Consider the following 22,375-nt stretch of genomic DNA (forward strand, 5'->3'; position numbering starts at 1 on the left):
GGTCAAAGAATCGTCAAGCAGTACTTCGCGTGCGTCAAGTGACGGTCCGCATAACGGACTTGAACATCCGGACAACGAACGAATTCCGGCCAACCTCCTGACGCGCTCCTGACAGAAAGCGCGAGCTGCTGCCACTCTTCCCTCTGGCGCTTCACAGCAACCCCACAGCTTCACACCAGTGATCACTGTGATCCCTGTGATCTCCCCAGGTCGCGCGATCCGCGGCCGTCCCGAAGGAGTCAGTGTTGAGAAGCAATTCCTCGCGCAGACGTACCTCCCACATAGTCGCCGTAGCCGGCGTCACCGCTCTGCTCGCCGCAGCCGTCCAGGCCGGCGCGACCTCCTCCGCCGCTCCGGCCAAACCCCTTGCCGGCAAGGGGAATCCGGCGCACATGGCCCTCTCGCTCTCCCCCTCGCAGCGCGCCGAGCTGCTCCGCGACGCCACGTCGGCGCGGACCTCGACGGCCAAGGACATCGGCCTCGGCACCAAGGAAGCACTCGTCGTCCGTGACGTCGTCAAGGACGCCGACGGCACGGTCCACACCCGCTACGAGCGCACCTACGGCGGACTCCCCGTCCTGGGCGGCGACTTGGTGGTCGACACCGCCAAGTCCGGTGCCACCGAGCGTGTCATCAAGGCGACGAACGCCACCATCGCGGTCGCCGACCTCACCCCGGACGTGACGACGGCGGCGGCCGAAAAGCAGGCGGTCTCCCGCGCCAAGGCCCTCGGCTCCACCAAGTCGGCCGCGGACTCGGCCCGCAAGGTGATCTGGGCGGCGAGCGGCAAGCCCGTCCTCGCCTATGAGACGGTCGTCGGCGGTCTCCAGGACGACGGCACCCCGAACGAACTCCACGTCATCACCGACGCGGCCACCGGCAAGAAGCTCTACGAGTACCAGGGCATCGAGAACGCCACCGGCACCGGCAACACCCAGTACAGCGGCTCGGTCCCGCTGACGACGACGCAGTCGGGCTCCAACTACACGCTGACCGACGGCGACCGCGGCGGCCACAAGACGTACAACCTGAACCACGGGACGTCCGGCACCGGCACGCTGTTCTCGCAGACCACCAACACCTGGGGCAACGGCACCACGTCGAACGCGGCGACGGCCGGCGCCGACGCGCACTACGGCGCTGCGGAGACCTGGGACTTCTACAAGAACACCTTCGGCCGCAGCGGTATCAAGAACAACGGCGTCGGCGCCTACTCCCGTGTCCACTACGGGAATTCGTACGTCAACGCGTTCTGGGACGACAGCTGCTTCTGCATGACCTACGGCGACGGCTCCGGCAACGCGGACCCGCTGACGGCCCTCGACGTGGCCGGCCACGAGATGAGCCACGGTGTCACATCGAACACCGCAGGCCTCAACTACAGCGGCGAATCAGGCGGGTTGAACGAGGCGACCTCCGACATCTTCGGCACCGGCGTGGAGTTCTACGCCAACAACTCGACCGACGTGGGCGACTACCTCATCGGCGAGAAGATCGACATCAACGGCGACGGCACGCCGCTGCGTTACATGGACAAGCCGAGCAAGGACGGCGGCTCGGCGGACAGTTGGTACTCGGGTGTCGGCAACCTCGACGTGCACTACTCGTCGGGCATCGCCAACCACTTCTTCTACCTGCTGAGCGAGGGCAGCGGCGCCAAGGTCATCAACGGCGTCAGCTACAACTCGCCCACCTCGGACGGACTTCCGGTCACCGGCATCGGCCGGGACAAGGCGCTGCAGATCTGGTACCGCGCGCTCACCACGAAGTTCACGTCCACCACCAACTACGCGGCGGCCCGCACCGGGACGCTCGCGGCGGCCGGTGAGCTGTACGGCACGACGGGCGCCGAGTACAAGGCGGTGCAGGACGCGTGGGCGGCCGTGGCGGTCGGCGCGCGCTCCGGTGGCGGCGGCGGTGGCGGCACGTCGTTCGAGAACACGGCCGACGTGTCGATTCCGGACAACGGAGCGGCGGTTACCTCGTCGGTCACGGTGTCCGGGCGGACGGGCAACGCGCCCACGAACCTCGCGGTCACGGTCGACATCGTGCACACCTGGCGCGGCGACCTGGTGATCGACCTGGTGGCCCCGGACGGGTCGACGTACCGCCTGAAGAACTCCAGCTCGTCGGACTCGGCGGACAACGTGCAGGCGACCTACACGGTCAACGCGTCCTCCGAAGTCGCCAACGGGGTATGGAAGTTGAAGGTCCAGGACGTGGCGGCACAGGACACCGGCTACATCAACAGCTGGAAGCTTACGTTCCCGTAAAACCCAGGAGTCCACTTCACGCCGCGCGAACAAGACGCCGCCCCGGGGTTTCAACTCCGGGGCGGCGCCCTGTTGTGGGCGTTTACATTGCGGCAACGTTCACCGGACAGTCGATTTTCAGCCAACATCACTTGAGGGTCCTGACATGTACGCGCCCCTGATGCCACTCTTCCCTCACGCCGCTTCAGCACAGCCAATTCACAACCCGCTCCGGTCAGTAACCCCACGCTGCCGGACTCCCCCACAGAGGAGCTTGCGTGACCCCCCTCTACGCGCGTCACAAGCGCACCACCCTGGCCATCGCCACCGCGGTCGCCGCCGGCGCCCTGCTCGCCACCGGAGTGACCACCGGTGCCTCCGCCCAGCCCGCCACGGGCAAGGCGGCTCCTCTCGCCGCCGCCCCGCAGCTGCTCTCCAACTCCGCGCGCACCGCGCTGGTCAAGGAGAAGCAGGCCGACGCGGCCGAGACGGCCACGCAGATAGGCCTCGGCACCAAGGAGAAGCTGGTCGTCAAGGACGTCGTCAAGGACGTCGACGGCACGGTGCACACCCGCTACGAGCGCACCTACGCGGGCCTCCCGGTCCTCGGCGGCGACCTCGTCGTGCACACCTCGCCGGCCGGCAAGACGGAGGGTGTCACCAAGGCGCACTCGGCCACCATCAAGGTCGCCACCGTGACGCCGAAGATCACCGTCGCCAAGGCCGAGAAGCAGGCGCTGACCGCGGCCAAGGCCGCAGGCTCCGACAAGACCGCCGCCGACGGTGCCCGCAAGGTCATCTGGGCCGGCGGCGCCACCCCCGTCCTCGCCTACGAGACGGTCGTCGGCGGCCTCCAGGACGACGGCACCCCCAACCAGCTGCACGTCATCACCGACGCGGCCACCGGCAAGAAGCTCTTCGAGTACCAGGGCATCGAGAACGCCACCGGCACCGGCAAGACCCTGTACTCGGGCACCGTCAGCCTCGACACGACCCTGTCGGGCACGACGTACAGCCTGACCGACGCCACGCGCGGCAGCCACAAGACGTACAACCTGAAGCACGGGACGTCGGGCACCGGCACCCTCTTCACCAACACCACCAACACCTGGGGCACCGGCACCGCGTCCAGCTCCACCACGGACGTGACCGCCGCCGCGGACGCCGCCTACGGCGCCCAGGAGACGTGGGACTTCTACAAGAACACGTTCGGCCGCAGCGGCATCAAGAACAACGGCGTCGGCGCCTACTCCCGTGTGCACTACGGCAGTTCGTACGTGAACGCGTTCTGGGACGACAGCTGCTTCTGCATGACCTACGGCGACGGGTCGGGCAACACCCACCCGCTGACCTCGCTCGACGTGGCCGGCCACGAGATGAGCCACGGCGTCACCGCCAACACCGCGGGCCTGAACTACTCGGGCGAGTCCGGTGGCCTGAACGAGGCGACCTCGGACATCTTCGGCACCGGCGTGGAGTTCTACGCCAACAACTCGTCCGACGTGGGTGACTACCTCATCGGCGAGAAGATCAACATCAACGGCGACGGCACCCCGCTGCGCTACATGGACCAGCCCAGCAAGGACGGCGGCTCCGCCAACTACTGGTCCTCCTCGGTCGGCAACCTCGACGTGCACTACTCGTCGGGCGTCGCCAACCACTTCTTCTACCTGCTGTCCGAGGGCAGCGGCGCGAAGACCATCAACGGCGTGAGCTACAACTCGCCGACGTCCAACGGCTCCACGGTCACCGGCATCGGCCGCGCCAAGGCGCTGCAGATCTGGTACAAGGCGCTGACGACGTACTTCACGTCCACCACCAAGTACGCGGGCGCCCGCACCGGCACCCTGTCCGCGGCGGCGGCCCTCTACGGCTCCGGCTCCACCGAGTACAACGCGGTGGCGGCGGCCTGGTCGGCGGTCAACGTCAGCTGACGCAGGCCGAGTTGACAGTCAAGTGACCAGGGCGGTACCCGGAGCGAAGGCATATCCGGGTACCGCCCTACTCTTGGGTTCCATGTCCTTCACGTACGACGACGTCGGCGCGACCCGCGAACGCGGCTTCTGCCCCCCGGGCTTCCACCCCATGTATGTGCGCACCCGGATCGGCGAGGGCGAGAAGGTCTTCCGCCGGGCCGCCGAAGCGGTCCTGACGTGGGAGTTGCACCGCGAGATGGGCGTAGGCATCGAGGCGAGCGCCGACAAGGCGGCCCCCGGCGTGGACGTAACGGTCACCCTCGCCGGCCTCATCAAGGCCCCCTGCCGCATCGTCTGGACGGCAGAGGAACACCGCCGAGCGGGCTGGGCCTACGGCACCCTCCCCGGCCACCCCGAATGCGGCGAGGAAGCGTTCGTGGTCGACCGCACAGGCGACGGCACAGTCTGGCTGACGGTCTCAGCCTTCAGCCGCGCCGCCAAGTGGTACGCCCGCCTCGGCGGCCCGGCAACGAGGGGCTTGCAACACGCGTACGCACGCCGGATCGGCACGACGCTGCGCCAGATGTGCGCGCCGTATTCGGAGGTGTAAGGGGCCGAGCTGAAGTCCGGTGCTCGCCGTCAGCGCCCTGCTTTTAGGGGCGCGGGGCTGTGTACATTTGCGGCTCCGCCGCGGGGCGCGACCAGCCCCCACCGAACCCGCAGACAAAGCACCGGACTTCAGCAGGGCACTACCGCATCAACACCCCCGCACCCTCAACCCCGTCCTCCACCGGCACCGCCACCAACCCCAACTCCGCACTGGACGCCAGCAGTCGATGCGCAGGCAGAATCCGGACGGTGTATCCATAGGGCCCAGTGCGATCAAGGGCGAGGGGACCTTCGTAGAGCCAGTGACCCTCCTGGTCGGGACCCCCCGCCGGCTTCAAGGGAACCGTAGTCGCGTCCCCGATCCGATCCTCCGGGTCAACGCGCCCCGAAACCACCTGCACTTCAACATCATCCGGAGCAAGCCCCGCCAACCCCACCCGCACCCGGAGATTCAGCGTCGCACCGAGCTCCGCCGTGGCCGTAGCCGCAGAAGTCTCCACGTGATCGACAGTCACCCCGTGCCAAGCGGAGCGCACCCGCCCCTTCCACGCGGCGAGTTCACGCGCCGCGTCCGGGGTCATCGCACGATGGGCATGCGCGGCGGGACCGTAGAGCCGCTCCACGTACTCCCGGACCATGCGCCCCGCCAGCACCTTCGGCCCGAGCAACGTCAGTGTCTGGCGCACCATTTCGATCCACCGGTCCGGCAACCCGTCCTGCCCACGCTCATAGAAACGCGGGGTGACGCGCTGCTCCAGAAGATCGTAGAGGGCCGCGGCCTCCACGTCGTCCCGGTGATCAGGATCCGTACCCGTACCGTCCGCCGTGGGAATCGCCCACCCGAAGTCCGGCTGGAACCACTCGTCCCACCAGCCGTCCAGGACAGAGAGGTTGAGGCAACCGTTCAGCGCCGCCTTCATTCCGCTCGTCCCGCACGCCTCCAACGGACGGAGGGGATTGTTGAGCCAGATGTCGCACCCGGGGTACAGCTTCTGCGCCATCGCCATGCCGTAGTCGGGCAGGAAGACGATGCGATGCCGGACGCGCGGATCGTCCGCGAACTTCACCAGCTCCTGGACCAGCCGCTTGCCCCCGTCGTCCGCCGGGTGCGCCTTGCCCGCCACCACGATCTGGATGGGCCGTTCCGGGTGCAGGAGGAGATCCATCAGCCGGTCACGGTCGCGCAGCATGAGCGTCAGGCGCTTGTACGACGGAACGCGCCGCGCGAATCCGATGGTGAGGACGTCGGGGTCGAGGACCCCGTCGATCCACCCCAACTCGGCTGACCCCGCGCCGCGTTGACGCCAGGACGCCCGGAGCCGTTCCCGTACCTCCACCACCAACTGCTCACGCAGATCACGGCGCAGCTCCCAGATGTCCTGGTCCGGGATCTCCGCGACCGCGTCCCAGCGGTCCGAACCGCCCACCGTCAGCGCGTCCTCGGTCCGCGTCGCGCCGATCTGCCGCGCGCCCAGCCGGAACACCTCGGGCGCGACCCAGGTCGGCGCGTGCACCCCGTTGGTCACGGATGTGATCGGCACCTCCTCGGCGTCGAACCCCGGCCAGAGCCCGGAGAACATCTCGCGGCTCACCTGACCGTGCAACAGCGAGACCCCGTTGGCCCGTTGACCCAGGCGCAGGCCCATCACGGCCATGTTGAAGAGGTTGGGTTCGCCGCCCGGGTAGGTCTCCATGCCCAGCCGCAGGATGTGTTCGACGTCCATGCGCGGGAGTTCGGCCTCGGGACCGAAGTGCCGGGCCACCAACTCCCGGTCGAAACGGTCGATTCCGGCCGGTACGGGGGTGTGCGTGGTGAAGACCGTGCCGGCCCGCACCGCCTCCAGGCCGGCGTCGAAGTCCAGCCCCGCGTCGCAGAGTTCGGCGATCCGCTCCAGGCCGAGGAAGCCCGCGTGTCCCTCGTTCGTGTGGAACACCTCGGGCTCGGGGTGACCGGTGAGGCGACAGTACGTCCGGACCGCCCGCACACCCCCTATACCGAGCAACATCTCCTGGAGCAGCCGGTGTTCGCTGCCGCCGCCGTAGAGCACGTCGGTCACACCGCGCTCACCGAGGTCGTTCTCCTCGACGTCCGAGTCGAGCATCAGCAGCGGTACCCGGCCGACCTGCGCGAGCCAGATCCGGGCGTGCAGCGAACGCCCGCCGGGCAGCGCGAGGGAGACCTGGGCCGGGGAGCCGTCCTCCTCGCGCAGCAGCGCGACCGGGAGTTCGTTCGGGTCGAGCACCGGATAGTGCTCCTGCTGCCAGCCGTCCCGGGACAGCGACTGACGGAAGTAGCCGTGCCGGTACAGGAGTCCGACGCCGATCAGCGGTACGCCGAGATCGCTGGCCGATTTGAGATGGTCGCCGGCGAGGATGCCGAGGCCGCCGGAGTACTGCGGCAGGGCGGCCGTGACACCGAACTCCGGTGAGAAATAGGCGACGGCGGCGGGGAGTTCACGTTCGGCGGCCTGGGTCTGGTACCAGCGGTCACCGCCCACATAGTCGGCGAGGTCTCCGGCGACCTCGGTGAGCCGGCGCAGGAAACGACTGTCCTCGGCCAGCTCCGTGAGCCGCTCGGCGGAGACGCTGCCGAGGAGTCGTACGGGGTCGTGTTCCGAGGCGGTCCAGCGCTCGGGGTCGACGGACTGGAAGAGGTCACGGGTGTCGGCGTGCCAGGACCAGCGCAGATTGCGCGCCAGATCACTGAGAGGTCGGAGGGGTTCGGGGAGAACGGGACGGACGGTGAATCGACGGATCGCCTTCACAGCTCCACCTCGGCGCTTCGCTGGATGACACACGGCGGTGTGTGTCGTCGTCACTGATGAAGGTACCGGTGATGGTGTGGGCGTTGCTGGGGGCTTCGCCCCCAGACCCCCGTCGGCCTGAACGGCCTCGTCCTCAAACGCCGGACGGGCTGGATGTACGGGCCTGTGTCGAAGAGGCGACGCACCACGGGCTGATTATTACCACCCTGAACCAATACGGGACCCTCGTGCGCCCTTGTGGTGCTTCGCGCCTCACGAGAGGCTGCCCCGTGGAGAGTTGAAGGAGGGGAACTCGACATGGCACGGACGCGTACGCGGCGTCTGCGCCGGGCGGGGGGCCTGACCGCGGTCACCACAGTCGTGGTGCTTTCGGCCATCACCCTGCCCGCGCACGCCGCACCGGAGGGGACCATACTCGGCGCCGGTGAACCCGGTTCCGTCAGCGGCAGTTACCTGGTGACGTTGAAAGAGGGGACGAAGGCTCCGTCGGCCACCGGCAAAGGCCTCGCCACGAAGTACGGGGCGAAAATAAGCCACACCTACGGCGCGGCCCTCAACGGCTACGCCGTCGAGGCGAACGAGAGACAGGCGAGACTTCTCGCGGCGGACGCGCGGGTCGCCTCCGTCGCCCAGGACACCCGCGTCACGCTGGACAGCGGCAGCCGTAGCACCGCCCGGGTCCAGCGCAACCCGCCGTCCTGGGGGCTGGACCGGCTCGACCAGCCGAGCCTGCCGCTGAGCAAGAGCTACACCTCGCCGACGTCCGGGGGCAGCGGGGTGACGGTGTACGTGATCGACACCGGCATCCGGATCACCCACAAGGACTTCGGCGGCCGGGCGAGCTACGGCTGGGACTTCGTCGACAACGACGCCACCGCCCAGGACGGCAACGGCCACGGCACCCATGTCGCCGGCACGATCGCCGGCACCACGTACGGCGTCGCCAAGAAGGCCAAGGTCGTCGCCGTCCGGGTCCTGGACAACGCCGGAGCCGGTACGACCTCGCAGGTCATCGCCGGTATCGACTGGGTCACCCAGCACGCGCACAAACCCGCGGTCGCCAATCTCAGCCTGGGCGGCTACCACAACGCCCAGCTCGACACGGCCGTACGCAACTCGATCGCCTCCGGTGTCACGTACACGGTCGCGGCGGGCAACGACGGGCTGTCGGCCGGCCTGTACTCCCCCGCGGACGTGAAGGAGGCCATCACCGTCGGCGCCACCGACAAGAACGACGCCCGGGCGGCCTTCTCGAACTACGGCCCGGCCGTCGACCTGTTCGCCCCGGGCGTCTCGATCACCTCCGCGTCGTACGCGAGCGACACGGCGAAGGCGACCTTCTCCGGAACGTCGATGGCGTCACCGCACGCGGCCGGCGCGGCGGCCGTCTATCTCGCCGTTCACCCGCGCGCCACCCCCGCACAGGTCTCCGCGGCTCTCGTCGCAGGGGCGGTTTCCGGCAAGGTGTCCGGTGAAGGGGCCGGTTCGCCGGACAAACTCCTCCAGGTACCCCGGTCGTAGTGCGAGAGTGCCGGGACCGGCCCCGTTCGCCGTGGACGGGGCCGGATCTTTCTGTGGAGATCTGCGCGTAAGTAGTTAGCAACCTGCCGGATTGCTAACCCGAATAGGGTGGGAAGGCTCCACCGGTACGCCCCCAGACGCAGCACGGGATCTTCTTCGCAGGACCCACCTCCCCACATCCATCCGCCCACACCCACGTTGACGCGGACAGGAGCGGTCATGCCCGCCACGCACCACTCGTCAGCACCCCCGACATCCGGCAAGGCCACGCCCCCCGTGCGCCCCGCCGGCACGGCACCACCCGCCCCGGAGCCACCCTCCGCGGACGGCACATCGCCCGGCATCGGACGCATCCCCGTCCTCGATGTCCGGCCGGTCGTCCAGCACGGCCACCGGTCCGCCAAGGCGGTCACCGGTGAGACGTTCGAGGTATCGGCCATCGTCTTCCGCGAGGGCCACGACGCGGTCGCCGCGAACGCCGTCCTCTACGACCCGGACGGCCGCCCCGGCCCCTGGACCCCGATGCGGGAGCTCGCCCCGGGCACCGACCGCTGGGGCGCCACCGTGACCCCCGGCGAACCCGGCCGGTGGACCTACACCGTGGAGGCCTGGAGCGACCCCGTCTCCACCTGGCGTCACCACGCCCGGATCAAGATCCCGGCCGGCATGGACACGGACCTCGTCCTGGAGGAGGGCGCGCGCCTGTACGAACGCGCCATCTCCGGCGTCCCGAAGGGCAAGGGCCTCCGCCCCGTCCTCCGCGCCGCCGTGTCCGCCCTCCGCGACGAGACCCGCCCGCCGGCCGCCCGCCTCGCCGCCGCGCTGACGCCGGAGGTGGACAAGGTCCTGGAGCGCTACCCGTTGCGGGAACTGGTCACGGCCGCCGAGCCCCGCCCACTGCTCGTCGAGCGGGAGCGGGCCCTCTACGGCGCCTGGTACGAGTTCTTCCCGCGCTCCGAAGGCACTCCGGCCCAGCCCCACGGCACGTTCCGCACGGCCGCGAAACGCCTGGACGGCATCGCGGCGATGGGCTTCGACGTGGTGTACCTGCCGCCGATCCATCCGATCGGGAGCACCTTCCGCAAGGGCCCGAACAACACCCTCTCCGCAGGGCGGGACGACGTCGGTGTCCCCTGGGCGATCGGCTCGCCCGAGGGCGGTCACGACGCGATCCACCCGCAGCTCGGAACGTTGGAGGACTTCGACGCGTTCGTCGCGCGGGCCGCCGAGCTGGGGATGGAGATCGCGCTGGACTTCGCGCTCCAGTGTTCGCCGGACCACCCGTGGGTGGAGAAGCACCCGGAGTGGTTCCATCACCGCCCGGACGGGACGATCGCGTACGCGGAGAACCCGCCGAAGAAGTACCAGGACATCTACCCGATCGCCTTCGACCGGGACATGGACGGCCTGATCACGGAGACCGTCCGCGTGCTGCGGCACTGGATGGACCACGGGGTGCGGATCTTCCGCGTGGACAACCCGCACACCAAGCCGGTCGTGTTCTGGGAGCGGGTGATCGCCGACATCAACGGCACCGACCCGGACGTGATCTTCCTGGCCGAGGCGTTCACACGTCCGGCGATGATGCACACGCTCGCCCAGATCGGCTTCCAGCAGTCGTACACCTACTTCACCTGGCGCAACACCAAGCAGGAACTCACCGAATATCTGGGCGAGTTGGCGGGTGAGGCGGCGACGTACATGCGGCCGAACTTCTTCGTGAACACCCCCGACATCCTGCACGAGTTCCTCCAGCAGGGCGGCCGACCGGCCTTCGAATTGCGGGCGGTACTCGCCGCCACCCTCGCCCCCACCTGGGGGGTGTACAGCGGGTATGAGTTGTGCGAGAACACCCCATTGCGGCCGGGCAGCGAGGAGTATCTCGACTCGGAGAAGTACCAACTCCGGCCCCGTGACTGGGCGTCGGCCGAGCGGGAAGGACGGAGCATCGCGCCTCTGCTGGGCAGGCTCAACGACATCCGGCGCCACAGCCCGGCGTTGCGGCAGCTGCGCGATCTTCACTTCCACGAGGTGGATCAGGAGGCGGTGATCGCGTACTCGAAGCGGAGTGGTTCGAACACGGTTCTGGTGGTCGTGAACCTCGATCCGCACCACACCCAGGAGGCCACGGTCTCGTTGGACATGCCGCAACTCGGCCTGGAATGGCACGAGTCGGTGCCGGTGCGCGACGAGCTCACCGGTGAGACCTATCACTGGGGCAGGGCCAACTATGTGCGCCTGGAACCGGGTAACCGGCCCGCACACATCCTCACCGTCCTGCGACCGTCCCCGCAGATCGGAGGGTCACCCACAATATGATCGTCAACGAGCCCGTCCCGGACACCTTCGAGGACACTCCCGCCAAGGACCGGGACCCCGAGTGGTTCAAACGCGCCGTCTTCTACGAGGTCCTGGTCCGCTCCTTCCAGGACAGCAACGGCGACGGCATCGGTGACCTCAAGGGCATCACCGCCAAACTCGACTACCTCCAGTGGCTCGGCGTCGACTGCCTCTGGCTCCCACCGTTCTTCAAGTCGCCCTTGCGGGACGGCGGTTACGACGTCTCGGACTACACCGCCGTACTCCCCGAGTTCGGCGATCTGGCGGACTTCGTGGAGTTCGTCGACTCCGCCCACCAACGGGGCATGCGCGTCATCATCGACTTCGTCATGAACCACACCAGCGATCAGCACCCGTGGTTCCAGGAGTCGCGCAAGGACCCCGACGGCCCCTACGGCGACTACTACATGTGGGCCGACGACGACAAGCAGTACCCCGACGCCCGCATCATCTTCGTCGACACCGAGGCGTCGAACTGGACCTTCGACCCGGTCCGCAAGCAGTACTTCTGGCACCGCTTCTTCTCCCACCAGCCGGACCTCAACTACGAGAACCCGGCCGTACAGGAAGAGATCATCTCGGCGCTGAAGTTCTGGCTGGACCTGGGCATCGACGGCTTCCGGCTGGACGCGGTCCCGTACCTGTTCGCGGCCGAGGGCACCAACTGCGAAAACCTTCCGGCAACCCATGAGTTCCTGCGCCGGGTGCGGAAGGAGATCGACGCGCAGTACCCCGACACGGTGGTGCTGGCGGAGGCGAACCAGTGGCCCGAGGACGTCGTCGACTACTTCGGCGACTACCAGAGCGGCGGGGACGAGTGCCACATGGCATTCCACTTCCCCGTGATGCCCCGCATCTTCATGGCGGTCCGCAGGGAGTCCCGCTATCCCGTCTCGGAGATCCTGGCCAAGACCCCGGCGATCCCGTCCGGCTGCCAGTGGGGCATCTTCCTGCGCAACCACGACGAGTTGACGCTGGAGATGGTCACCGACGAGGAACGCGACTACATGTGGGCGGAGTACGCGAAGGACCCGCGTATGCGCGCCAACATCGGCATCAGGCGCAGGCTGGCCCCCCTCCTGGACAACGACCGCAACCAGATCGAACTGTTCACGGCCCTGCTCCTGTCCCTCCCCGGCTCGCCGATCCTCTACTACGGCGACGAGATCGGCATGGGCGACAACATCTGGCTCGGCGACCGCGACGCCGTGCGCACGCCGATGCAGTGGACACCGGATCGCAACGCAGGTTTTTCGTCCTGTGACCCCGGCCGGCTCTCGCTGCCGACCATCATGGACCCCGTCTACGGCTACCAGGTCACCAACGTCGAGGCGTCGATGTCGTCGCCCTCCTCGCTGCTGCACTGGACCCGCCGCATGATCGAGATCCGCAAGCAGAACCTGGCGTTCGGGCTGGGTTCGTACCGGGAGCTGCCGTCGTCCAATCCGGCGGTGATCGCGTTCCTGCGCGAGTACGAGGACGACCTCGTGCTGTGCGTGAACAACTTCTCCCGGTTCGCGCAGCCGACGGAACTGGACCTGCGGGCGTTCAATGGGAGGCATCCGGTCGAACTGTTCGGCGGGGTGCGCTTTCCGGCCGTAGGAGAGCTGCCGTACTTGCTGACGCTGGCGGGGCACGGCTTCTACTGGTTCCGGCTCCGCAAGGAAGCCGCGTAGGTCCTTGCGGATCCCGGTGGGGTGGGGCGGTTTCGGTTTCTCCCGCCCCGCCCGGGGCACGCAACAGTGACACCCCGACCACCCCCGGGGAAAGGAACGTGACTCCATGGCGGAAACTGTCACCATCTCCGGCCGGACCAGTCCGGGTCCCGGCCCGGGCCTCCTCGCGTCATTGGACCCTCTCCTGCGGGAGTGGCTGCCGAGGCAGCGGTGGTTCGCGGGGAAGGGTCGTCCCGTCAGCGGTTTCTCGCTGGTGGCGGCGACGGAGCTGCTTCCCGCGGACGGCGGGCTGGGCCTCTACCACCTCCTGGTCCGAGCCCACCAATCCCCGGCCCCCGGCGACTGCTACCAACTCCTCATAGGTGTGCGCGAGGCGCTGCCACCCCGGCTCGCGCCCGCGCTGATCGGACATGTGGAGGAGGGCCCGCTCGCCGGTCACACGGTGTACGAGGCCCTGTACGACCCCCGGCCCGCCGAGGTGCTCCTGGAGGCGTTGCGCACCCAGGCCCGCATCGGCGGGCTGCGCTTCGAACGGGCCCCGGACGCGCCGGAGATCGCCCCCGGCCTGACCCCGCGCCTGATGACGGCCGAACAGTCCAATTCATCGGTGGTCTACGGCGATACGTACATCCTGAAACTGCTGCGCAGGATCGTCCCCGGCACCAACCCGGACCTGGAACTCCCCCTGGCCCTCGCCCTGGAGGGCTGCCCGCGGGTACCGGCCCCGACGGCATGGCTACGGGCGGAGTTCGCCGACGAGCCGTACGTCCTGGGAGTCCTCCAGCCCTTCGTGCAGGGCGCGGCGGACGGCTGGGAGCTGGCGCTGAGCGAGTTGTCCAAGGGCGAGGACTTCGGCGCGGAGGCGAGGTCGCTGGGCAGGGCGACGGCGGAGGTCCACGTGGCCCTGGCACGAGCGCTGCCGACCATGACCTTGGGCAGTGCCCAACTGGAACTGCTGGTGAACGGCATGACCGAGCGCCTGGACGCGGCGGCGCAGGCGGTACCGGCGCTCCGCCCGTACGCGCCCGGCCTGCACTCGGCGTTCTCGGCGCTGGCGGACTTGGCGGCGGAGGGCGTGACCTGGACCGCCCAACGCATCCACGGCGACTTGCACCTGGGCCAGTGCCTGCACTCGCCGTCCGGCGAATGGTCGTTGATCGACTTCGAGGGCGAACCGTCCCGCCCCCTCGCCGAACGCCGCATGCCCCAGCCTCCGGTACGGGACATCGCGGGGATGCTCCGTTCCTTCGACTACGCGGCCCACTCGACGACACCGGCTGCGCCGGGCTGGGCGGATGTGTGCCGGGCGGCGTACTGCTCGGGGTACGCGGAGGTGACGGGGGTGGATCCGCGGACGGACCCGGTCCTGCTCCGCGCGTACGAGACGGACAAGGCGATCTACGAAGTCCTCTACGAGGCCCGCCATCGCCCTGACTGGCTTCCGGTGCCGATGTCGGCAGTACGGCGACTGGCCAACCCGACGACTTGACCCCGCCCCACTTCCGCTTCCCCCACCTCGACTTCACCCCCACCCGCCTCGAACCCACCCCACTCAGGAGGCCCTACCCGTGACCCCGCGTCCCCCGTCCAACGGTTCGGATCCAAAGCCGAGGAAGAAAACGGCCGAGGAGAAGAGCGGTGCGGAAGTGCAGCCGGCGGTTCCTGGGGGGACGGGGGGTGGTGCCGGGGGCGGTACGAAGGAGGTCGGTGGGGGTGTGGGGAAGGCCGGTGGGGGTGCGGGGAAGACCGGTGGGGGTGCGGGGAAGGCTGCGGGTGAGGGGGCGGGGGGCAAGGGGACGAGGGACAGGGCTGCGGGTAAGAAGGGCGCGGGCAAGACGGCCACGGGCAAGGGGGGCGGTGGCGAGACGGCCGCAGGCAAAGGGGGCGGTGGCGAGACGGCCGCGGGCAAAGGGGCGGTTGTGGAGAAGGCGGCGAAGAAGCGGGGCGGGGTGGGGAGCGCTGCCGGGAAGAAGGCTGGTCTGAAGAAGGCCGGTGCGAAGAAGGCTGGTGCGAAGAGGGCCGGTTCGAAGAGGGCGGCGGTTGAGACAGCTGAGGCCGGGGAGGTCGGAGGCGAGAGGGCGGGGGCGAAGAACGCGTCGGCTGAGACGGCTGGGCTCGGAGAGGCCGGAGCCGAGGGGACGACGACGGTGAACACGCCGGCTGAGACGGCTGGACCCGGGAAGGTCGATGCCAAGGGGGCGGCGGCGAAGAACACGCCAGTTGAGACGGCCGAGCCTGGAAAGGCCGCGGCCAAGAGGAAGACGACGAAGAACGCCGGCACGAAGAAGGCAGCGGCGACGAAGGCTGCGGCGAGGAACGCCGTGACCAAGAAGGCCGAAGCCAAGAAGGCGACGAACAAGAAGAACGCCGTGGCGAAGACTGGTTCGGCGGAAGAGACCTCGGCGACAAATGCTGCGACGGAGAAGGCCATGACGAAGACGGGCGCCGCGAAGACCGGTACGGCGAAGAGGACGAACGTGACGGCGAAGGTCCCGGCGGAATCGGGCTCGGCAGACGAACTCGTGGCGGAGACGGGCAGCGCGGAGACGGGCAGCGCGAGGAAGGCCGTGACGAAGAGGGCCGCCGCGAAGAAGGCCACGGTAAAAAAGGCCACCGCCAAGAAGGGTGCCGGGAAGAAGAACTCGGCGAAGAAGGGCCTGGCCAGGAAGACGATCGCGGCTGACGAGAAGCCCACGCGGAGGATGGTTACCGCCGACACCGGGATGGATTCGGAGGCGGATTCTTCCGCGCCGGACGGGACGGCTTCCGTACCGGAGAGGGTGGTTGCTGGAGCGGAGGGGGCGGTTTCCGTACCGGAGGAGACAGCTTCCGCACCGGAGCGGACAGATTCTGCGCCGGAGAGGGAAGCTTCCACACCGGAGAGGGCGAGTGCCGGACCGGAAGAGGCAGATGCCGGACCGGAGAGGGCGACCTCCGTATCGGAGGGAGCAGCCTCCGTATCGGCGCAGGATGCCTCTGCACCGGAACAGGCGGATGCCATAGAAGAGAGGGCGACTTCTACACCGGAGCAGGCCGCTACCGCACCCGGCAGCGAGTCCACCCCGGGAGCGGACCATGCACCGGAAGCGGGCTCTGTCCCAGAAGCGGTCCTCGCCTCAGAGTCGGGCCCTACTCCGGACTCGGGCTCCACCTCAGAAGCGGGCTCCACCTCGGCCCCGGCCACGCTGCCGGCGCCTGCCGAGGCAGCAGAGCCGATCGCGTCCTCACCCCCGCCCGTCGAACCGAGTCCGGCCGAGCTGTCGAACCCGGCCGACGCCCCGGAACCGACCTCAACGCCGAGCCCGGCAACCATCCCGGCTCCGGCTCCGTTGTCGGCATCGACCGGGGCCCCGGAATTGAGCAGGCCTCCGGCCTCACTCGCCGAACCGAACCGGTCCACACCCCCGGCCACCACCAACGCCCCGACTCCACCCACGGCATCAACCTCGCCCACCGCTCCGGCTCCGGCCCCCGCCACGCTGTCGGCATCGGCCAACGCCCCGGAGTCGGCGATGCCGTCGAGCCCGCCCGCTGAAGCGAACCTGCCCACATCACCGGCCTCCACCGACGCTTCGAGGCCCACCACCCCGACACCCTCGGCAGAGGCCCCGAAGCCGACCACACCACCCACCACACCGGCCCCGTTCATACCCCCGGCCTCCACCAACACCCCGAAGCCGACCACGTCTACAGCCCCGCCCACCGAACCAGCCCCCACACCGACCCCTCTGACCGCCTCGCCTGACACCCCCGCCTCAGCCGACGCCCCGCCCCCGCCGACCACCCCGGCAACCACCCCCGTCCCCCCGAACATCACCCCCACCATCTCCCCCGCCCTGGACGCCACAGACCGCGGCCGTCTCCTCCACGGAACCCACCACGCCCCCCACTCCGTACTCGGCGCCCACCCCGTCCCCGGCGGTGTCGCCTTCCGGGTGTTCCGCCCCTTCGCGCTCGGAGTGACCGTCGTAGCAGGCCGGTTGAAGGCTGAGCTGCATGACGACGGGGACGGGTTCTTCTCAGGGTTGGTGCCTCTGCAGGACGTGCCGGAGTATCGGCTCGCCGTGGCCTACGACGGGGCCGTGCAGGAGGTCGAGGACGCGTACCGGTTCCTCCCCGCGCTCGGGGATCTGGATCTGCATCTGATCGGTGAGGGTCGGCACGAGGAGTTGTGGCAGGCGCTCGGGGCGCGGACGATGACGCATCAAGGAGTCGCCGGCACCCGGTTCACCGTGTGGGCGCCGGACGCGCAAGGTGTACGCCTCGCCGGTACCTTCAATTTCTGGGACGGGACAGGGGCCCCGCTGCGGTCGCTCGGCGGTACCGGTGTCTGGGAGTTGTTCATGCCGGGCATCGGTGAGGGCGAGCTGTACAAGTTCGAGATCACCCGGCCCGACGGGTCGAAGACGATGCGCGCCGACCCCATGGCCCGCCGCACCGAGGTCCCGCCCGCCACGTCCTCGATCGTCCACGCCTCGCACTACGAGTGGAACGACGAAGCGTGGCTCGCCCAGCGCGCCGAACTCCCCGCCCACAAAGCACCCCTCTCCGTCTACGAGCTCCATCTCGCCTCCTGGCGCCCGGGTTTGACATACCGCCAGCTCGCCGAGCAACTCCCCGCCTACGTCAAGGACTTGGGCTTCACCCACGTCGAGATGATGCCGGTCGCCGAGCATCCGTACGGCGGTTCCTGGGGCTACCAGGTCACCGGCTTCTACGCCCCGACCGCCCGCCTCGGCACCCCCGACGACTTCAAGTTCCTGGTCGACGCCCTGCACCAGGCCGGTATCGGCGTCCTGATGGACTGGGTCCCGGCCCACTTCCCGCGCGACGACTGGGCGTTGGCCGAGTTCGACGGCCGCCCCCTGTACGAGCACGAGGACCCGCTCCGTGCCGCGCACCCCGACTGGGGCACCCTGGAGTTCGACTTCGGCCGCCGCGAGGTACGCAACTTCCTTGTGGCGAACGCCGTTTACTGGTGCGAGGAGTTCCACATCGACGGCCTGCGCGTGGACGCGGTCGCCTCGATGCTCTACCTCGACTACTCACGCGAACCGGGCCAGTGGACCCCGAACGAGCACGGTGGCCGGGAGAACCTCGACGCCGTGGCCTTCCTCCAGGAGATGAACGCGACCGTGTACCGCAGGGTGCCCGGTGTCGTGACGATCGCCGAGGAATCCACCGCCTGGGACGGCGTCACCCGCGCCACGCACCACATCGGACCCGGCGGATTCGGCGGCCTGGGCTTCGGGTTGAAGTGGAACATGGGCTGGATGCACGACTCGCTCGACTACATGTCGCACGAGCCCGTCCACCGCAAACACCACCACGGCGAGATGACGTTCTCCATGGTCTACGCCTACAGCGAGAACTACGTCCTCCCCATCTCCCACGACGAAGTAGTCCACGGCAAGCGCTCGTTGGTCTCCAAGATGCCCGGCGACTGGTGGCAGCAACGCGCCAACCTCCGCGCCTACCTCGCCTTCATGTGGGCCCACCCTGGCAAGCAACTCCTCTTCATGGGCCAGGAGTTCGCCCAGGGCGCGGAATGGTCGGAAACCCACGGCCCGGACTGGTGGCTCCTGGACCCGGCCTACGGCGCCGAAGCCGACCACCGAGGCGTACGCGACCTGGTCCGCGATCTCAACACGGTCTACCGCCACACCCCCGCCCTCTGGCAACTGGACACCGACCCGTCCGGCTTCCAGTGGATCACCGGCGACGCCTCCGAGGACAACGTCTTCGCCTTCCTCCGCTACGACACCGACGGCTCCCCCCTCCTCGCCGTCAGCAACTTCTCCCCGGTAGTCCGCCACGAATACCGCCTCGGCACCCCCGACGACATCCCCGCCTGGCACGAAACCCTCAACACGGACACCGCCCTCTACGGCGGCAGCGACGTCACCAACCCGGACCCCATCAAGCCAGAACCCCAACCGTGGCACGGCCGGCCCGCCAGCATCCGAGTGACCTTGCCACCCCTGGCCACGATCTGGTTGCGCCCGGCGTAGCAACCTGACGGTGTAGGCACCGGCCGGCGAAATCCAGCCTGTTCAGCACTTGTTGACGCCGGCCGTATTACTCAGCCCGTCCGGCGTTTGAGGACGAGGCCCCTTCAGGGCCGACGGGGGTCTGGGGGCGCAGCCCCCAGGTACGCCCACCCTCACTACACCCCCGCCTCCGCCAAGCTCAGCGGCAGCGAACCCGTATGCAAAACCCCCAACCTCTGCGTAGCCCGAGTCAACGCCACATACAAATCACTCGTCCCGTACCGCCCCGGCTCCACAACCAGCACCGAGTCGAACTCCAACCCCTTCGCCTGCCGAGGATCGAGCAGAACGACACTCCGCGTCAGATCCGGCTCGGCGCCAGCCGTAACCCCGTCCAGCCGTGCAGCCAACCGCCGATGCAGATCCCGCGGCGCGATCACCGCCAACCGCCCCTCCGCATGGGCAAGTTCACCCACGGCCTTGGCAACAGCCCCCGGCAGATCGTCAGTCGCCCGCACCCAGGGCCGCACGCCAGTGGCCCGCACGGAACTCGGCGGTTCGAAGGACGGGTTCTCCGCGCGGACGACCGCCGCCGCGAGGTCCATGATCTCGGCCGGGGTCCGGTAGTTGACGCCGAGGCGGGTGTGGTCGAAGCGGTCCTCGACGTACGGGGCGAGGATCTCCGCCCAGGAGCCGACCCCCGCCGCCTCCGCCGTCTGCGCCGGGTCACCGACCAGCGTCATCGACCGCGTAGGACTCCGCCGCATCAGCAACCGCCAGGCCATCGGGGAGAGTTCCTGCGCCTCGTCGACGATGATGTGGCCGAACGCCCAGGTCCGGTCCGCCGCCGCGCGCTCCGCCGCGCTGCGGTGGTCCTCCTCTTCCTGACGCTCCGCGAAGCGCTCCGCGTCGATGATGTCGTGCGCCGACAGCACCTCGGACCCCTCGGGATCGCCCTCCTCCTTGTCCTCGAACTCGAAGGTCCGGGAAGCGAAGGACACGTCCAACACCCCCTGCGCGAACGACACTTGCTCCTCCCGCTCACGCTGCGCCCGCGCCAGCCGCACCCGGTCGTCCCGCCCGAGAAGCTCCGCCGCCTCGTCCAGCAGCGGTACGTCCGCCACGGTCCACTCACGCGTCACCGGCCGCCGGATGGCCTCGGCGTCGTCGTCGGAGACGTAGCCCACGGGGTCCGCGAGGAAGTCCGCGACGAGGTACTGCGGGGTCAGCCGGGGCCACAACTGGTCGATGGCGGCCCAGACTTCGGGGTTCTCGGCGAGTTCGTCGCGGATCTGGGTGATGTCACTGGGGTCGAGGAGGTTGCTGCCGTCGAAGGGGTCGGTGCCGATGCGTTCGGCGAACAGTTCGGTGAGCGTGTTGAGGATGTGGCCCTCGAAGTGCTCGCGGGCCGCGTTGTGCGGGAGCCGGGCCTCGCGGGTGCGGTCGCGGGCCACGCGGACGAGGCCGTCGTCGAGCATCAGGATCTCGCGGTCGTGCTCGATCGCGATCACCGGGTCGGGCAGCGACTGCCAGTCGCGTACGACGGCGGCGAGCACGTCGGCCATGTCGGCGCGGCCCTTCACCGCGGCCGCCGCACGACTGCCGGTCGCCGTAGCCTTCACTCCCGGGAACAGCTCGCCGACGGTCGCCAGCAGCACGCCCGTCTCGCCGAGGGACGGCAGCACCTCGCCGATGTAGCCGAGGAACGCCGGGTTCGGGCCGACGATCAGGACGGCACGCCTGGCGAGCAACTCCCGGTGTTCGTACAGGAGATACGCGGCCCGGTGCAGCGCGACCGCGGTCTTGCCGGTGCCGGGTCCGCCCTCGACGACGAGCACCCCGCGATAGGGCGCGCGGATGATCTCGTCCTGTTCGGCCTGGATGGTCTGCACGATGTCGCTCATCCGCCCGGTGCGCGCGGAGTTGAGCGCGGCGAGCAGCACGGCGTCACCGGTCGGGTCCTCGTGGCCGGTGCGGGTGGCGTCGCCGAGGTCGAGGATCTCGTCGTGCAGGGCGGTGACGCGGCGCCCGTCGGTGGTGAGGTGCCGGCGGCGGCGCAGGTCCATCGGGGTGTGGCCGGTGGCCAGGTAGAAGGGGCGGGCGACGCCGGCCCGCCAGTCGATCAGGATCGGGGTGAGGTCGGCGTCGTCGGAGCGGATGCCGATGCGGCCGATGTGGTGGCTGACGCCGGAGGTCAGGTCGATCCGGCCGAAGCAGAGCGAGCCGTCCACGGCGTTCAGCGCGGCGAGCAGCGCCGAGCGCTCGGCGACCAGGATGTCCCGCTCCAGCCGGGCCTGCCTGGGCGTGTTGCTCTGCCCGAGCGCGTCCGTGACGGAGTCCTCGGTGGCGTCGCGCAACGCGTCCACGCGCGCGTACAGGCCGTCGATGAATTCCTGCTCACCGTGAATTTCATCGCTGTTTGACAATTCCACTCCCGGACATATATACTGTGCTCACTAAGCCTCTTTGCGACCCAATTCCCGTGAAGTCGCGAACCATTGAATATACGCAAAGAAATCCCCCGAGCGCAATTGCTCGGGGGATTTCTTTGCGTATCGGGTGGGATCAGAGCACGTCGGAGAGCTCGTCCAGCAGCCGTCGCTTGGGCCGGGCTCCCACCATGGCCTTCACCGGCTCACCGCCCCGGAAGACCATGAAGGTGGGCATCGAGAGCACCTTGTAGGCGTTCGTGGTCTCCGGATTCTGATCGACGTTCAACTGCACCACTTTCAGCCGATCGCCCTCCTCGGCGGCGAGGGCGCGCAGCACCGGCCCCATCTGCCGGCACGGAGGACACCAGTCCGCCGTGAACTCCACCAGCACCGGCAACTCGGCCCCGATCACCTCCGCCGCGAAATTCTCGTCCGTCACGTCCATGACGTGGGTCATGTCGATCACAGTTCCTGCCCTCCCAGTTCGCACAACGGCACCGGTTCCTCGACCGTCGCCAGTCGCACCCCGATCTCCGCGCGCACGGCCTGCAACTCCCCGATCAGGGAATCCAGTTCGGCCAGCTTCCGCCGGTAGACGGCGAGCGACGCCGGGCACGAGTCCCCCTCCGGGTGTCCCGCCCGCAGACACTCCACGAAGGGCCGCGTCTCCTCCAGATCGAACCCGAAGTCCTGGAGGGTCCTGATCTGCCGGAGCAGCTTCAGATCGTCCTCGTCGTACGTCCGGTACCCGTTGCCGCCCCGCCGCGCGGGCAGCAGCCCCCGCGACTCGTAGTACCGCAACGCCCGCGTGGTGGTCCCGGCCCGCGCGGCCAGCTCGCCGATTCGCATGTCTACGACGGTAATCCTTGACGTC

The 22,375-nt window shown here is 68.8% G+C and carries 13 protein-coding genes; 8 read left to right on the forward strand and 5 right to left on the reverse strand.

Annotated elements, in window-relative coordinates:
- Window positions 1-245: 245 nt before the first annotated feature.
- The 3 genes from ACIBK4_RS02515 (at window position 246) to ACIBK4_RS02525 (ending at window position 4,778) form a co-directional block, all read left to right on the forward strand.
- Window positions 246-2,273: a M4 family metallopeptidase gene (locus ACIBK4_RS02515; protein ID WP_398991375.1), complete on the forward strand. Its 2,028-nt coding sequence runs from the start codon at window positions 246-248 to the stop codon at window positions 2,271-2,273.
- Between the two features lie 257 nt (window positions 2,274-2,530).
- On the forward strand, window positions 2,531-4,186 hold the full coding sequence (locus ACIBK4_RS02520) for a M4 family metallopeptidase (protein WP_398991377.1): 1,656 nt from the start codon (window positions 2,531-2,533) through the stop codon (window positions 4,184-4,186).
- Between the two features lie 82 nt (window positions 4,187-4,268).
- On the forward strand, window positions 4,269-4,778 hold the full coding sequence (locus ACIBK4_RS02525; RefSeq protein WP_398991379.1) for a DUF1990 family protein: 510 nt from the start codon (window positions 4,269-4,271) through the stop codon (window positions 4,776-4,778).
- Window positions 4,779-4,917: 139 nt separating this feature from the next.
- Here ACIBK4_RS02525 and ACIBK4_RS02530 read toward each other — a convergent pair whose 3' ends face one another.
- Window positions 4,918-7,542 carry a glycosyltransferase family 1 protein gene (locus ACIBK4_RS02530; protein ID WP_398991381.1) on the reverse strand — a complete coding sequence of 875 codons (2,625 nt, stop codon included), beginning with the start codon at window positions 7,540-7,542 and terminating at the stop codon, window positions 4,918-4,920.
- A 297-nt stretch (window positions 7,543-7,839) separates the two neighbouring features.
- On the opposite strand from ACIBK4_RS02530, the gene ACIBK4_RS02535 reads away from it, so the two are divergent.
- From ACIBK4_RS02535 to ACIBK4_RS02550, 4 genes are all read left to right on the forward strand, one after another.
- Window positions 7,840-9,063 (forward strand): S8 family peptidase, encoded by a 1,224-nt coding sequence (locus tag ACIBK4_RS02535; protein WP_398991383.1) that lies wholly within the window; start codon window positions 7,840-7,842, stop codon window positions 9,061-9,063.
- 219 nt (window positions 9,064-9,282) lie between these two features.
- Window positions 9,283-11,382 (forward strand): alpha-1,4-glucan--maltose-1-phosphate maltosyltransferase, encoded by a 2,100-nt coding sequence (locus ACIBK4_RS02540; RefSeq protein ID WP_398991385.1) that lies wholly within the window; start codon window positions 9,283-9,285, stop codon window positions 11,380-11,382.
- A complete protein-coding gene (treS, locus tag ACIBK4_RS02545) occupies window positions 11,379-13,079 on the forward strand; it encodes a maltose alpha-D-glucosyltransferase (RefSeq protein ID WP_366437037.1) in 1,701 nt (566 codons plus the stop codon). The genes ACIBK4_RS02540 and treS overlap by 4 nt, the downstream gene beginning before the upstream one ends.
- Window positions 13,080-13,185: 106 nt before the next feature.
- Window positions 13,186-14,568: a maltokinase gene (locus ACIBK4_RS02550; protein WP_398991387.1), complete on the forward strand. Its 1,383-nt coding sequence runs from the start codon at window positions 13,186-13,188 to the stop codon at window positions 14,566-14,568.
- 63 nt (window positions 14,569-14,631) lie between these two features.
- On the opposite strand, the gene ACIBK4_RS02555 is transcribed toward ACIBK4_RS02550, so the two are convergent.
- On the reverse strand, window positions 14,632-15,774 hold the full coding sequence (locus tag ACIBK4_RS02555; protein WP_398991389.1) for a hypothetical protein: 1,143 nt from the start codon (window positions 15,772-15,774) through the stop codon (window positions 14,632-14,634).
- A gap of 817 nt (window positions 15,775-16,591) precedes the next feature.
- Here ACIBK4_RS02555 and glgB point away from each other — a divergent pair.
- A complete protein-coding gene (glgB, locus tag ACIBK4_RS02560; RefSeq protein ID WP_398991391.1) occupies window positions 16,592-19,090 on the forward strand; it encodes a 1,4-alpha-glucan branching enzyme in 2,499 nt (832 codons plus the stop codon).
- Between the two features lie 155 nt (window positions 19,091-19,245).
- Here the strand turns inward: glgB and ACIBK4_RS02565 are convergent, their stop codons facing one another.
- The 3 genes from ACIBK4_RS02565 to ACIBK4_RS02575 all read right to left on the reverse strand — a co-directional run bounded on the left by ACIBK4_RS02565 (window position 19,246) and on the right by ACIBK4_RS02575 (window position 22,350).
- Window positions 19,246-21,477: a HelD family protein gene (locus tag ACIBK4_RS02565; protein ID WP_398992917.1), complete on the reverse strand. Its 2,232-nt coding sequence runs from the start codon at window positions 21,475-21,477 to the stop codon at window positions 19,246-19,248.
- A 157-nt stretch (window positions 21,478-21,634) separates the two neighbouring features.
- Window positions 21,635-21,958, reverse strand: a complete 324-nt coding sequence (locus tag ACIBK4_RS02570; protein ID WP_398991393.1) for a thioredoxin family protein — start codon at window positions 21,956-21,958, stop codon at window positions 21,635-21,637.
- 5 nt (window positions 21,959-21,963) lie between these two features.
- Window positions 21,964-22,350 (reverse strand): MerR family transcriptional regulator, encoded by a 387-nt coding sequence (locus ACIBK4_RS02575; protein WP_398991395.1) that lies wholly within the window; start codon window positions 22,348-22,350, stop codon window positions 21,964-21,966.
- Between the last annotated feature and the right edge of the window lie 25 nt (window positions 22,351-22,375).

It is taken from the genome of Streptomyces sp. NPDC050528 (genome assembly GCF_044457795.1).
Lineage (GTDB): Bacteria > Actinomycetota > Actinomycetes > Streptomycetales > Streptomycetaceae > Streptomyces.